General features: G+C 73.2%; 9 protein-coding genes, 1 pseudogene and 2 riboswitches. Of the genes and pseudogenes, 7 read left to right on the top strand and 3 right to left on the bottom strand.

All coding sequences use genetic code 11. The annotated features are described in order from the left end of the window. Positions 1 to 153: 153 nt before the first annotated feature. A riboswitch (glycine riboswitch) is annotated at positions 154 to 251 on the top strand. After that, a riboswitch (glycine riboswitch) is annotated at positions 252 to 376 on the top strand. It begins immediately after the preceding riboswitch. 72 nt (positions 377 to 448) lie between these two features. From gcvT to ACZ43N_RS33635, 4 genes are all read left to right on the top strand, one after another. Next, entirely contained in the window at positions 449 to 1,573 is a 1,125-nt protein-coding gene (gcvT, locus tag ACZ43N_RS33650) for a glycine cleavage system aminomethyltransferase GcvT (RefSeq protein ID WP_468102841.1), read from the top strand. Between the two features lie 167 nt (positions 1,574 to 1,740). Then, complete coding sequence (gcvH, locus tag ACZ43N_RS33645) at positions 1,741 to 2,118, top strand: glycine cleavage system protein GcvH (protein WP_468102840.1); 378 nt, start codon at positions 1,741 to 1,743, stop codon at positions 2,116 to 2,118. A gap of 14 nt (positions 2,119 to 2,132) precedes the next feature. Then, entirely contained in the window at positions 2,133 to 3,398 is a 1,266-nt protein-coding gene (locus ACZ43N_RS33640; RefSeq protein WP_468102839.1) for a serine hydroxymethyltransferase, read from the top strand. Positions 3,399 to 3,563: 165 nt separating this feature from the next. After that, positions 3,564 to 4,931, top strand: a complete 1,368-nt coding sequence (locus tag ACZ43N_RS33635) for an L-serine ammonia-lyase (protein WP_468102838.1) — start codon at positions 3,564 to 3,566, stop codon at positions 4,929 to 4,931. 100 nt (positions 4,932 to 5,031) lie between these two features. Here ACZ43N_RS33635 and ACZ43N_RS33630 read toward each other — a convergent pair whose 3' ends face one another. Further along, entirely contained in the window at positions 5,032 to 7,971 is a 2,940-nt protein-coding gene (locus ACZ43N_RS33630; RefSeq protein ID WP_468102837.1) for a helix-turn-helix transcriptional regulator, read from the bottom strand. A gap of 441 nt (positions 7,972 to 8,412) precedes the next feature. Between ACZ43N_RS33630 and ACZ43N_RS33625 the strand changes: the two genes are divergently transcribed. From ACZ43N_RS33625 to ACZ43N_RS33615, 3 genes are all read left to right on the top strand, one after another. Next, positions 8,413 to 9,081: a helix-turn-helix transcriptional regulator gene (locus ACZ43N_RS33625; protein ID WP_468102836.1), complete on the top strand. Its 669-nt coding sequence runs from the start codon at positions 8,413 to 8,415 to the stop codon at positions 9,079 to 9,081. A 141-nt stretch (positions 9,082 to 9,222) separates the two neighbouring features. Then, positions 9,223 to 9,918: a Pvc16 family protein gene (locus ACZ43N_RS33620; RefSeq protein WP_468102835.1), complete on the top strand. Its 696-nt coding sequence runs from the start codon at positions 9,223 to 9,225 to the stop codon at positions 9,916 to 9,918. After that, positions 9,915 to 11,969, top strand: coding sequence for an ATP-binding protein (locus ACZ43N_RS33615; protein ID WP_468102834.1), 2,055 nt, complete (start codon positions 9,915 to 9,917; stop codon positions 11,967 to 11,969). The genes ACZ43N_RS33620 and ACZ43N_RS33615 overlap by 4 nt, the downstream gene beginning before the upstream one ends. 51 nt (positions 11,970 to 12,020) lie before the next feature. Here the strand turns inward: ACZ43N_RS33615 and ACZ43N_RS33610 are convergent, their stop codons facing one another. Beyond that, positions 12,021 to 13,457, bottom strand: coding sequence for a hydrolase (locus tag ACZ43N_RS33610; RefSeq protein ID WP_468102833.1), 1,437 nt, complete (start codon positions 13,455 to 13,457; stop codon positions 12,021 to 12,023). A gap of 56 nt (positions 13,458 to 13,513) precedes the next feature. Beyond that, a pseudogene (locus ACZ43N_RS33605) lies at positions 13,514 to 13,674 on the bottom strand (hydrolase); the annotation flags it as partial. Positions 13,675 to 13,729 lie beyond the last annotated feature (55 nt).

The following is a 13,729-nucleotide window of genomic DNA, read 5'->3' as shown; positions in this document are numbered from 1 at the left end:
AGAGTGCTACGGACCGCTGTGTCTGTCCCTTCGTCCCGTGCGCCGCCCGGGACGGGGGCGCCGGGAGCGACGTCTCCCCGGCACTGAGGCTCCCCCCTGCCGTGCCGCGCCGATGCGTGCAATGATGTGCGCGCCAACTGCATACCGGCCGCTTGAATCCGCGCGGGAGAGCTCCCAGCAGTCTTCGCTGGGGCGCCGAAGGAGCAAGTCCCTCCCTTGAATCTCTCAGGCCCAGATACCGCGCGGGCGAGGCACATCTGAAAAGCGAGCCGCTGCGTCAGTGGCTCCACCCAAGGTGCAAACCGCGACCACCGGTACGTCATCAGGACGTACGGTCGAGGTGAACCTCTCAGGTTCCGATGACAGATGGGGAGGAACGTCCTCGCCTTCCCCCACGCTCGGCTTCGCTCGCGCGGGAGGGACCCCCATCGCCTTGGGAGCAGAACCGATGAGCAGTAGCCCCACCGCCGGACCGCGCCGTACCGCGCTCGATGCCCTGCATCGCTCGCTCGGCGCGACGATGACCGACTTCGCGGGCTGGGACATGCCCCTGCGCTACGGCTCCGAGCGCGACGAGCACAACGCCGTACGGACCAGGGCCGGGCTCTTCGACCTGTCCCACATGGGCGAGATCACCGTCACAGGACCGCAGGCGGCCGCGCTCCTCGACCACGCCCTCGTCGGGAACATCGGCGGCGTGCGGACGGGCCGCGCCCGCTACACCATGATCTGCCGCGAGGACGGCGGCATCCTCGACGACCTGATCGTCTACCGCCTCGCGGAGACCGAGTACATGGTCGTCGCGAACGCCTCCAACGCCCAGGTCGTGCTGGACGCCCTGGTGGAGCGCGCGGCCGGTTTCGACGCCGAGGTGCGGGACGACCGGGACGCGTACGCGCTGATCGCGGTCCAGGGCCCCGAGTCGCCCGGCATCGTGAAGGCGCTCTCCGACGCCGACCTCGACGGCCTGAAGTACTACGCGGGCCTGCCCGGCACGGTCGCCGGCGTCCCGGCGCTGATCGCGCGCACCGGGTACACCGGCGAGGACGGATTCGAGCTGTTCGTGAAGCCGGAGCACGCCGTCGAGCTGTGGCAGGCGCTGACCGAGGCCGGCAAGGACGTCGGCCTGGTGCCGTGCGGGCTGTCCTGCCGGGACACGCTGCGCCTGGAGGCGGGGATGCCGCTGTACGGGCACGAGCTGACCACCGAGCTGACGCCCTTCGACGCCGGGCTCGGCCGGGTGGTGAAGTTCGAGAAGGAGGGCGACTTCGTGGGCCGCGCGGCCCTGCGCGAGGCCGCCGAGAACGCCAACCACGAGCCGCCGGTCCTCGTCGGCCTGATCGCCGAGGGCCGGCGGGTTCCCCGCGCCGGATACCCCGTCGTCGCCGAGGGCAAGGTGATCGGCGAGGTCACCTCCGGCGCCCCCTCCCCCACACTGGGCAAGCCGATCGCGATGGCGTACGTCGACGCCATGTACGCCGTCCCGGGCACCACCGGGGTCGCCGTGGACATCCGCGGCAGCCACGAGCCGTTCGAGGTCGTGGCGCTGCCGTTCTACAAGCGGTCCAAGTGACACCGTCGTAGTCGGCTCACCGTCGTTCAGAAGCGGCATGGCGTCGTCGTGCGGAACCGCACGGCACCGCCCCCGGGCGTGACAAAGGGCACATCCGCCCTGCTCAACAGTGGTTTCAGCAGTCCCTCATTCATCACCACTCCCCCGCGTACAGGAGAATTCAGGCCATGAGCAACCCCCAGCAGCTGCGCTACAGCAAGGAGCACGAGTGGCTGTCGGCCGCCGAGGACGGCGTCTCGACGGTGGGCATCACGGAGCACGCGGCCAACGCGCTCGGCGATGTCGTCTACACCCAGCTTCCCGAGGTGGGCTCCACGGTGACCGCGGGCGAGTCCTGCGGCGAGCTGGAGTCGACGAAGTCCGTCAGCGACCTGTACTCCCCGGTGACCGGTGAGATCACCGAGGTCAACGAGGACGTGGTCAACGATCCGTCGCTGGTGAACACCGCCCCGTTCGAGGGCGGCTGGCTGTTCAAGGTACGGATCGCGGAGGAGCCGGCCGATCTGCTCTCCGCCGACGAGTACACCGCCTTCATCGCCGGCTGAGAGGTCGTAGCCCCATGTCGCTTCTGAACACGCCCCTGCACGAGCTGGATCCCGAGGTCGCCGCCGCCGTCGACGCCGAACTCCACCGCCAGCAGTCCACCCTGGAGATGATCGCCTCGGAGAACTTCGCTCCGCTCGCCGTCATCGAGGCCCAGGGCTCCGTCCTCACCAACAAGTACGCCGAGGGCTACCCCGGTCGCCGCTACTACGGCGGCTGCGAACACGTCGACGTCACCGAGCAGATCGCCATCGACCGCGTCAAGGCCCTCTTCGGTGCGGAGTACGCCAACGTCCAGCCCCACTCCGGTGCCTCCGCCAACCAGGCGGCGCTGTTCGCGCTGGCCCAGCCGGGCGACACCATCCTGGGCCTGGACCTCGCGCACGGCGGCCACCTCACCCACGGCATGCGCCTGAACTTCTCCGGCAAGCAGTTCAACGTGGTCCCCTACCACGTCGACACCGCCACCGGACTGGTCGACATGGCCGAGGTCGAGCGGCTCGCCAAGGAGCACCGACCCAAGGTCATCATCGCGGGCTGGTCCGCCTACCCGCGGCAGCTGGACTTCGCCGCGTTCCGCCGTATCGCCGACGAGGTGGGCGCCCACCTGTGGGTGGACATGGCGCACTTCGCGGGCCTTGTCGCCGCGGGCCTGCACCCGAACCCCGTCGAGTACGCGGACGTGGTCACCTCCACCACCCACAAGACCCTCGGCGGGCCGCGCGGCGGGATCATCCTGGCGAAGAAGGACTTCGCCAAGAAGCTCAACTCCTCCGTCTTCCCCGGCTTCCAGGGCGGACCGCTGGAACACGTCATCGCCGCGAAGGCCGTCTCCTTCAAGGTCGCCGCCGGCGAGGAGTTCAAGGACCGCCAGCGCCGCACCGTCGAAGGCGCCCGGATCCTCGCCGAACGCCTCACCGCACCGGACGCCCGCGAATCCGGCGTCAACGTGCTGTCCGGTGGCACGGATGTGCACCTGATCCTGGTTGACCTGCGCGAGTCCGACCTGGACGGGCAGCAGGCCGAGGACCGTCTGCACGAGGTCGGCATCACCGTCAACCGCAACGCCGTCCCCGACGACCCGCGCCCCCCGATGGTCACCTCCGGCCTGCGCATCGGCACCCCCGCCCTCGCCACCCGCGGATTCACCGCCGAGGACTTCACCGAGGTCGCCGACATCATCGCCGAGACCCTCAAGCCGTCCTACGACGCCGAGGCGCTCAGGACCCGGGTCAAGGCCCTCACCGACAAGCACCCGCTCTACCCCGCCCTGGGCAAGTGACCAGGAGCGGCTGCCGGGAATCGTCCGAACCCCCGGCAGCCGCCCCGGGAAGCAATCCCGGGGTTCACCGGCACACAGTGCCGTTGTTCGGGGGCACCGCGCACACTGGGCAGTGAGCGCCGTGCCCCGCCCCCCGCCGCACAACCCCCGTTCTGAGGAGTCACCGTGGCCATCTCGGTCTTCGACCTGTTCTCGATCGGCATCGGCCCGTCCAGCTCCCACACGGTCGGTCCCATGCGGGCCGCCCGCATGTTCGCGCGTCGGCTGCGCAAGGAGCGGCTGCTGGCCGCGACCGCTTCCATACGGGTCGAGCTGTACGGCTCCCTGGGCGCGACCGGGCACGGCCACGGCACCCCCAAGGCCGTGCTGCTGGGTCTGGAGGGCTCCTCGCCGCGCACGGTGGACGTCGAGTCGGCCGACGACCGCGTGGAGTCCATCAAGGAGTCGGGCCGGATCCGGCTGCTCGACGACCACGAGATCCCCTTCGACTTCGACAAGGACCTGGTCCTGCACCGCCGCAAGACGCTCCCGTACCACGCCAACGGCATGACGGTCTGGGCGTACGACGCGTCGGGCGCGGAACTGCTGTCGAAGACGTACTACTCGGTCGGCGGCGGCTTCGTCGTGGACGAGGAGGCGGTCGGTGCGGACCGCATCAAACTGGACGACACGGTCCTCAAGTACCCCTTCCGTACGGGCGACGAGCTGCTGCGGCTGACGAAGGAGACGGGTCTGTCCATCTCCGCGCTGATGCTGGAGAACGAGCGGGCCTGGCGTACGGAGGAGGAGATCCGCGAGGGACTGCTGGACATCTGGCGGGTGATGCAGACGTGCGTCGCGCGCGGCATGTCCCGCGAGGGCATCCTCCCCGGCGGTCTGCGGGTACGGCGTCGCGCCGCCGTCTCCGCCCGTCAGCTCCGGGCCGAGGGCGACCCGTTGGCGCACGCGATGGAGTGGATCACGCTCTACGCGATGGCCGTGAACGAGGAGAACGCGGCCGGCGGCCGGGTGGTGACGGCGCCCACGAACGGAGCGGCGGGCATCATCCCGGCGGTCCTGCACTACTACATCAACTTCGTCCCGGGCGCCGACGAGGACGGCGTCGTCCGCTTCCTGCTGGCCGCCGGGGCCATCGGCATGCTCTTCAAGGAGAACGCCTCCATCTCCGGTGCCGAGGTGGGCTGCCAGGGCGAGGTCGGCTCGGCCTGCTCGATGGCCGCCGGAGCGCTCGCGGAGGTCCTCGGGGGCAGCCCCGAACAGGTCGAGAACGCGGCCGAGATCGGCATGGAGCACAACCTCGGCCTGACCTGCGACCCGGTCGGCGGCCTCGTCCAGATCCCCTGCATCGAACGCAACGGCATGGCCGCGGTGAAGGCCGTGACCGCCGCCCGCATGGCCATGCGCGGCGACGGCTCCCACAAGGTGTCCCTCGACAAGGTCATCAAGACGATGAAGGACACCGGCGCCGACATGAGCGTCAAGTACAAGGAGACGGCGCGGGGTGGCTTGGCGGTCAACATCATCGAGTGCTGACGGGCGGGGGCCCACCGGCACGGCGCCGGGGCGTCGGCCGGCCGGCATCCACCGCGCACCCCGGCCGGGCCGGTGTCCCACCCCGTATCGCTGCCGGCGGTCATCTGGAGGCAGGGCCCCGTTTCGGGGGGCGGGGGGAGTCGGTGGTTGCCGCCAGGGCGGCGCCGAGTTCTGATCTGCGGCGGATGCCGAGTTTGCGGTAGGTGCTGGTCAGGTGGGTCTCGACGGTGCGGCGGGCCAGGTGGAGCAGCTCCGCTATCTCGGTGTTCGTGCGGCTCTGCGCGGCGAGTTCGGCGATGCGGCGTTCCCCGGCGGTCAGTGCGCCGGGGCCGGTGAGTGCCGTCGCCGTGCGGCGGGCGCCGCCCTCGCGCAGGGCTTCCTCCGCCGCCGCCCGCGCCCGCACCGCGCCCAGCCGTTCGGCGCGTGCGGCGGCCTCCCGGAGGGCGTCGCGGCCCCTGGCCCGCTCCCCCGCCGCCGTGAGTAGCCGCCCCTGGGCGGTCAGCGCCGCGATCAGTTCCGTCTCGGCCGCGCCGGGCGTCCCCCACTCCGTGCCGCCGGCCGGCGGCTCCTGCGAGGTCGCGTGCGGCGCCTCCCCCGCCGTCCCGGTGTGGGCCCCTGCCCCGGCCCCGTCCGGTGTTTCCTCCGTGCGCGGGGCCGTGTCCACGCCCTGGCGGAGGACACGGACCGCCCGGTCGGCCAGTTGGAGGCCCCGGCGGCCGGCGGTGGCGGTGGCCAGGGTGCGCAGAGCGCGGCCGAGGACGCGGGGGGTGTTCCAGACGCGGGCCAGGCAGAGGTCCTCCTCGGCGAGGGCGAGGGCCTCGCGGGGGCGGCCGAGGGCCAGATGGCACTCGGCGGCGGCGGTCCGCCAGGGGGTGACCACGGGGCTGACCACGTCCCGCGCGGACTGGCGGCGGCCGCACTCCAGGAAGTCGTCGAGCGCGGCGGCCGGGTCGCCGAGAGCCGCGTGCAGGACGCCCCGCGCGTAGAGGAAGCGGTTCAACTCCCAGTTGTCGGGGGGATTCCGCAGGTCGAAGCCGTCCGCGAGGCGGGCGGCCTCCTCCGTGCGGCCGGTCTCGACCAGGGCGACGACGGCGTGGGCGAGGGCGTTGGCCGAGGTCGGGGGGGTTCCGTCGGGGCGGCGCACCTCCGGGTCGGCCAGGACCTCCTCGTGGGCGCCGCGGGCGGCGGCGAGGTCGATCCGCACGTTCAGCAGGGCCGTGTGCATGGGGTGGAGCAGGGACGTGCGCTGTCCGGCCAGACCGCGCCGGACGAGGCGCTCGGCCTCGTCGAGCCGGTCCGCCCACTGGGCGACGGCCGCCGCCGTGCCCGGCAGGAAGGCCTCCTCCAGCGGATCGGCGGGCTGCGCGAGCAGGGCGCGGATGCGGTTCATGGCCGACTCCGCCGAGGTGAGGCCCGCCGTCGACTCGTAGCGCACCAGCAGCGCCTGCCCGGCGGTGCCGACGAGGTCGGGTGACCGTTCGGCGGTCTCGCGCAGCCAGCGGTACACCTCCTGCCGTACGCCCTGGTCGTGGTCGGACAGCAGCGCGGAGGCCGTCTGCGCGGTGCGGGCCAGGGCCGGGTGGCCCGTCAGGTGTTCGTCGCGCAGTCCGCGCAGGACGTCGATCGCGGCGCGGGCCTCACCGCGCCGGGCCAGCGCCGTGCCGAGGGCGACCGCCGCGCGCACCCGGTCGCGGGGCGGGCCGGGCAGCCGCATCGCCTCCGCGAGGCGCGGTATCCCGGCCGTGGAGCGTACGGTCGCGTACTCCAGGGAGCCCAGTTCGGTGAGGACGGCGGCGCGGCGGGCGGGCGGTATCGGCTCGTCGAGGGCGCGGCGCAGATAGGCGAGGGCGTCGTCGCTGCGGTCGTCGCGGGCGGCCAGGTCGGCGGCGTCGAGCAGGGCGGCCGTCGCCCAGGTGTCGCCGACGGTACCGGCCCGCAGCAGTTGCCCGGCGACGGCCTCGGCGTGGTCGCCGCGGCGCAGCATCGCCTCGGCCGCCCGCCGGTGGGCCTGTTGCCGTGCGGCGCCGGTCCAGCCGCCGAGCACGGCGTCCCGCAGCAGCGGATGGGCGTAGCGGGGCCGGCCCTCGGGGTCGGGGCGGAGCAGGCCGAGGCGGGTCATCGCCGTCAGCCAGCCCGGTACGCGGTCGGGGTCGGCGCCCGCCGTCCGGGCGAGCAGGTCGGCGTCGGCCCTGGGGGAGCCGTCCTCGTCCAGCGCGGCGAGCGCGCGGGCGACCTCGGTGGTGGCGGGTCCGGCGCTGTCCAGCCACCAGGCCACGGCGGCGGCGTAGGAGCCGGGGTACAGGGCGGCGCAGGTCTCGGGGAGGGTGTCGTGGTCGGTGGCCTGGAGGTCGTCGAGGAGGGCGCTCAGGAGCAGGGGGTTGCCCGCGCCGGCCCGTACGCAGTCGGCCACCCACTGCGGCGAGGTGTCGCCGCTCCGGGCCGAACGCACCAGTTGCGCGGCGGAGTCGGGGCTCAGCGGGGCCAGGGTGCGGGTGTGGACGAGGGCGGAGGAGAGGGCGTGCGCCAGACCGTCGGCCGGCGGGTCGACGTCGTACTGGCTGCGTTCGGTCACCACCAGCAGCACGGGTAAGCGGTCGATCCACCGGACGGCCTCGCCGAGCCAGCGCCGGGACGCGGCGTCGGCGAGGTGCGCGTCGTCCACGGCGACCAGCAACGGGGTCTCGTCGGCGTACGAGCGGAGCAGTCGCCACAGCCGGGCGGACCTGCCCCGGTGCGGCGGTGTGCCGGGCGGATCCGGCGCCTCGCCCGCCACGGCGCCGAACTCGGGTGCGTGGGAGAGGAGTTGATAGACGGTGTCGAGCGGGATGGAGGTGTGCTCCGGGGAGCAGCGGGCCCGCAGGACCCGCATGCCCCGTGCCGCCGCCTGCTCCGCCGCGGCCTCCAGGAGCGCGGTGCGGCCGGTGCCGGTGGCTCCTCTGAGCACGACCATGCGGCCGGATCCCGTGCGGGCGCGGGCGGCCTCGGCAGCCAGCAGCTCCAGGGTGTCACGGCGTTCGAGGAGCCGTTCCGGTGCGCACATCACTGCCTCCTGTCGTGGACGGGTCGTCTCCCGTTCGGTAGACGTGCCGACGCTCGCCGTGGTGCACCGATTCCGGTCGGACTCGATGGGCGTATTCCGGCCGGTGCCGGCACGAAGGTGCCGACCGGTCGTGCGTCAGCGGCCAGGGCCCGCCGGACGGGCCTGGCCCGTCGTACGGCGCCGGGCGGGGTCGTGTGCGGGGGTGGGGTGAGGGTGGCCGCCGTGGAGGTGTCGTGGCCGATCTCGTGGTCGATCTCGTGGTGCTCCACGATTGCGCACGGCGGTCGACGCCCAGAAGTGTGGTTCGAGCCCATCGGTCGCCTGGGCTCCTCCGGTGCTTCCGGCTTCGTCGGCCGGCCCGGTCCGGGGCCCGCTCGGCAGTCCGGTCGGCAGTCCGGTCGGAGGAGCCTCCCCCCACACACACGCACACAGGAGAATCGGTTGCCCAGCTCATTACGGACGGCGGAGACGGGCACGACCGTGGCCCTGCGCCGTATCCCGGTCGTGGTCCACACTCCGGATCCGCTCTCCCGGGCGGGAGTGCTCAGCCAGTTGGGCGGGCACCCGGTGATCGACCTGGTGGACGGCGGTGAGCCCAGGCCGGGCACCGTGGCCGTCCTGATCGGGGAGACACCGGACGAGACCCTGCTGGCGGCGCTCCGCAAACTGGTGCGCAGCGACGGCGCGCGGGCGGTGCTGGTGGTCAGCGCGATCCGTGAGACGGAACTGCTCGACGTCATCGAGTGCGGGGTCGGGGCGGTGGTGTGGCGCCATGAGGCGACCGCGCACCGGCTGTCGCAGGCGGTGCTCGCGGCCTCGCGCGGCGACGGCGATCTGCCCGCCGATCTGCTGGGGCGGCTGATCAACCAGGTCGGCTCGTTGCAGCGTTCCGTGACCGGCCGGCCGGGGGCGCCCCTGTCGGGCCTCGTACCGCGGGAGATCGACGTCCTCCGGCTGGTCGCCGAGGGGTTGGACACCGGTGAGATCGCGAGCAAGCTCTCCTACTCCGAACGCACCGTCAAGAACGTGATGCATGGTCTGACCACCCGGTTGCATCTGCGCAACCGGGCGCATGCCGTGGCCTATGCCCTCCGGGAAGGCTACATCTGATCGAACAGGCAGCCGCACCGGCCCGTTGGGCACCGCGCTCTGCCCTCAGGACGTCCCCGGCGTGCCTGCGGGGACGGGCCCCGTCCGGGGCACGATCGGCGGACGGACAGACGGCGGGGCGGACGGCACGGGAGCACGACGGTGATCCACGAGGTGGACGAGGTCCTCAAGGGACTGATCGGGGGCGGCGCCCTGACCGGCTCCGGTATCGACGTCTCCTTCGAGGCCCCGACCCGGGACTGGGCGGCCCGGCGCAACGCGCCTACCGTCAACACGTACCTGTACGACATCCGCGAGGACGTCTCCCGGCGGCAGCGGGGCCACATGCCCGTCCGCGACGAGCGCGACATCGTCGTGCGGCGCCGTCAGCCGCCCCGCTGGTTCCGGTTGTCGTACCTGGTCACGGCCTGGACGAAGCAGCCGCAGGACGAACACCGGCTGCTCTCCGCGGTGCTGGCCACCCTGCTGCCGCGCGAGTTGCTGCCGCCGCACGAACTGCCGGGGGCCCTGGGCGCGCTGGGGCTGTCGGTGCCGCTCACGGTGGCGGGGCTGCACACCGAGTCCCGGTCCCTCGCGGAGATCTGGTCGGCGCTGGGCGGCGAACTGAAGCCGTCCCTCGACCTCGTGGTGACGGCGCCCTTCCCGGCCTTCCCCGAGTACGACGCCGGCCCCCCGGTCACGGAGGGCGCGGCCGTCCGGGTACGTGCCATGGACGGCACGGCGTCCGACTCGCCCGAGCGACGGCACCGGCCGCGGCACCTGGCTCCGGCCCCCTCGACGGGCCCGGCCCCGGCGACGGGCACCGGTCTCGGCACTCCGGTGGAGCGGGCCGAGTGAGCACGCACGCGCCCGCGGAACCCGGCAAGGCGACGCTCCCCGCCCCGCCCCCGCACGTCGTCACCGACGACCCCCTCCTCCTCCGGCTGGGCCGGCTCCGTGAACGGGTCTCCCGTCTGGTGGACCGGCGGGCCGCCGTCGACCCCACCGCCGGGGATCCGCTGCGCGGGCTCTACCTCTCCGAGGAGGCCGTACGGCATCTGCTGGTCGCCGTGGCGCCGGATCCGGAGGGACCAGGGGCGGCGTACGACGGGCCGGAGGACCGGCTCGCACGGCTGGCCGGGCGGCTCGGGCTCACCGAACTGGACACGGGGATCCTGCTCATCGCGCTCGCCCCGGACGTGGACCGCTCCTTCGAACCGCTGTACGGGTATCTGAACGACGACGTGAGCCGGCGCCGCGCGAGCGTGGGGCTCGCGCTCGATCTGTGCGGGGTGCCGGTGCACCGCGCCGAGGGGCGGGCCCGGTTCCATCCGTCGGCGCCGCTCGGCGCGCTCGGGCTGCTGACCCTGGAGGACCTCGAACGCCCCTTCCTCAGCCGGGCGTTGGCCGTACCGGACCGGCTCGTCGCCCATCTGCTCGGCGATGACACGCCGGACGCCTCGCTCGCCGGTCGGGTCCGCCCGCTGGCTCTGCCCGAGATGTCCACCGTGCCCGACGGCGCGTTCACCGCGAAGCTGGCCGCCCGGCTGGCCGCCGGTCCCCTCGCCGTCCATCTGCGGGAGCACCGCGAGGGGGACGGGCTGCAGTGCGCGGCGGCCGCCCTGCGCGCGGCGGGCCTGGAGGCCCTGCATCTGGTCCCGTCCCCGGAGGCCGCCCCGGACGGCGATCCGCCGACCGGACTCGTCCGACCGCTGCTGCGCGAGGCCCGGCTGAGCGGGCGCGCGATCGTCGTGTCGCCCCTGCCGGACCGGCCGGGCCCGCTGCTGCGCGCGCTGGTCCCGGCCGAGGTGCCGGTGGTGTGCGTCGACCCCCGGCCGTACGACCCGCAGTGGGCCCACAGCGACCCCCTGGTCCTCGAAGCGCCCCGCCCGTACCCGGCCGCCGCGGACGCCTGGTCGGCCGCGCTCGGCGCCGGGGCGGAGGGGCCGGGGTTCGACCTGGCCGCGACCGTGGCCCCGTACCGGCTCGGCGGGCACCGGATCGAACGGGCGGCCCGTGCGGCTCTGGGCCTCGCCACGTTCGACGGCACCGAGGTGACCGCCGCCCATCTGCGGCTCGCGGCCCGGCAGCAGTCGGCGTCCGGTCTGGAGCGGCACGCCCGCCGGATCCGCCCCGACGTCGGCTGGGACGACCTCGTCCTGCCGGACAGGCCCCTCGCCCAGTTGCGGGAGTTCGCGCTGCGGGCCCGGCATCGCGACCGGGTGCTCGGCGACTGGCGGCTGAGCGCCGGCGGCGGCCGGGGCCACGGCGTGCTGGGGCTCTTCGCGGGTGAGTCCGGCACCGGCAAGACCCTGTCGGCGGAGGTCGTAGCCGCCGATCTCGGCCTGGACCTCTATGTCGTCCAGCTCTCCTCGGTCGTCGACAAGTTCGTGGGCGAGACCGAGAAGAACCTCGAACGGATCTTCACGGAGGCCGACCGCACCGACGCCGTGCTGCTCTTCGACGAGGCGGACGCCGTGTTCGGGAAGCGCTCGGAGGTCAAGGACTCCCACGACAGGTACGCCAACATGGAGAGCGCCTATCTGTTGCAGCGGCTGGAGGCCTTCGACGGCATCGCACTGCTCACCACCAACCTCCGGGCCAACATCGACGAGGCGTTCACCCGGCGGCTGGACATGGTGGTCGACTTCCCGTTCCCGGACGCCGGGCAGCGGCTCGCCCTGTGGCGGCACAGCCTCGCCTCGGTGCCGTGCGCCCACGGCACCGACCCGGGCGGGGTGGCCCGTGACTTCGGACTGGCCGGCGGTTCCATCCGCAGCGCGGTGGTCACCGCCGCCTACGCGGCGGCGGGGCGCGGCGACCAGGTCACCTCGGCCGACCTGCGGGAGGGCGCGGAGCGCGAGTACCGCAAGGCCGGCCGGCTGGTGCCGGGCGAGGGCGGCTGGTAGTGGCCGTTCGGCCGGGCCGCCGTACGGGTACGGGGCCCGGCCGGCGGTGTCTCACACGGTGAAGCGGACGGCCTCCACCCAGATGTCGTTGCGGAGGGTGCCGCCGAAGGTCCAGCGGTCACCCTCGTTGGGCTTGTCGCAGGACATGCCCTGCCAGCCGTCGTTGCGCAGGTGCACCGCCTGGCAGACAGGACCGCCGCCGTCGTCGACGTTGAGGGTGAAGCCCAGCAGGGCGGGGGCGTCCTTCTTGCTGTCGCCGACGTAGTTGTCGCTGCCGTCGGGCGCTCCGGACCACGGTTCGACGTAGTGGCCCTGGCCGTCGGTGGACTGCGGGTTGTGGACGAAGGCGGCGCTCGCCGTGCCGCCCACACCGAACACCGCGATGTTCAGGGCCGTGAGCGGCCGGTTCTGTCCCACGGTGCCGGCCATGTCGCCGTCGCACTCCGGTGCCGTCCAGCCCTTGCCCGCCACGAAGGCCCGGTAGCAGATGTGCCTGCCGCCCGGATCGGTCGCGGCGAGCCTGCGGACCGCGGTGGCGGCGGTCGGCTTCGGGGCCTTCTTCTCCTCGGACCCGCCCGAGCCGCCGCCGTTGCCGCCGCGGCCACCGCCCTCGTTCTCCGGCTCGGCGGTCTGCGGGGGCGCGGCGGGAGCGCTGGAGGTGGGCGGCGGCGCGGGCGAGGGGGGTGCCTGCGGGCTGGGTGGCACGGTGCTGACGGCGGCCTTGTCGAGCTTCTCGGTGGCGGTGCTGCGGACCTGAGGCCTGTGGGTGATCCACAGCGTGACGAAGGTGATCGCCAGCGCGAGGAGGAGACCGAGGAACGTGGCGAGCCAGCCCGGCAGGAAGCCCCGCTGGACGTACGTGCCCTCGACATCCAGCGGCACGGCCCCCGGGCGTTTGACGGCGAAGGTGTAGGGCCGTTCCTCCTTCGACCCGAACCAGATGATCTGGCGCGGCTTCAGCGTGGCCTTCACGAACGCGGCCCGCCCCGGATCGATCTGCACATTGCTCGGGTGGATGTCGTACGACAACTGATCACCCGTGTCGCTGCCGCTGACGGAGGCGGTGACCTTGGTGTTGCCGAGGTTGTCCACCGCCAGCCTCGGGCGCCCCCGCAGCCGGCCCTTCACCGTCGGAGGCACCAACTCCGCACGGACTTCCGTGAACGGTGTGATCGTCAGGTTCCCCTCGGGAACCGTCGTCGCCTCCGGATGCTCGGTCGGCGTGATCCGCACCGCGTACGGGTTCGGCCCCGCCGTCGCATCCGGTGTACGCGGCGGAGCGAACGACAGCTCCACCGTCCCCGTCGTCCCCGGATACAACCGGAGCGACTGCGGCTCCACCGTCACCCACGGCGCGATGTCACCCACCGGCTCGAACCGGTACTCGTCCACCACATCGCCGGTGTTGCGCAACTTCAGCCGCACGGTCGTGCTGGCGCCCGGATCCACCGTGGCCGACGGGGGTTCCAGGGAGGTCCACAGGTTCAACGTTCAGCCCTTCGGGGAGCGGATGATCAGCCACTCCTGGTCATCGGTGTCGGGGCAGTCTGCGGCTCCACCGTCACCCACGGCGCGATGTCACCCACCGGCTCGAACCGGTACTCGTCCACCACATCGCCGGTGTCGCGCGCCTTCGGCCGCACGGTGGTCGTGGCACCCGGGTCCACGGTCGCGGACGGGGTTCGAGGGAAGGCCACAGGCTCACCACCTGGACGCTAGCCATGGGGATCTCGCCGGTCAGGTGGCTCCTGGGCACGGTT

This window comes from Streptomyces sp. NPDC030814 (assembly GCF_055572155.1).
The sequence above is the reverse complement of the archived record's forward strand: the minus strand, read 5'-3'. Positions and strand labels throughout refer to the sequence as shown.

Excerpts from the sequence above, each read along its gene's own strand:
- gcvT (WP_468102841.1), top strand. The coding sequence starts at position 449 with ATGAGCAGTAGCCCCACCGCCGGACCGCGCCGTACCGCGCTCGATGCC.
- gcvH (WP_468102840.1), top strand. The coding sequence starts at position 1,741 with ATGAGCAACCCCCAGCAGCTGCGCTACAGCAAGGAGCACGAGTGGCTG.
- ACZ43N_RS33640 (WP_468102839.1), top strand. The coding sequence starts at position 2,133 with ATGTCGCTTCTGAACACGCCCCTGCACGAGCTGGATCCCGAGGTCGCC.
- ACZ43N_RS33630 (WP_468102837.1), bottom strand. The coding sequence starts at position 7,971 with ATGTGCGCACCGGAACGGCTCCTCGAACGCCGTGACACCCTGGAGCTG.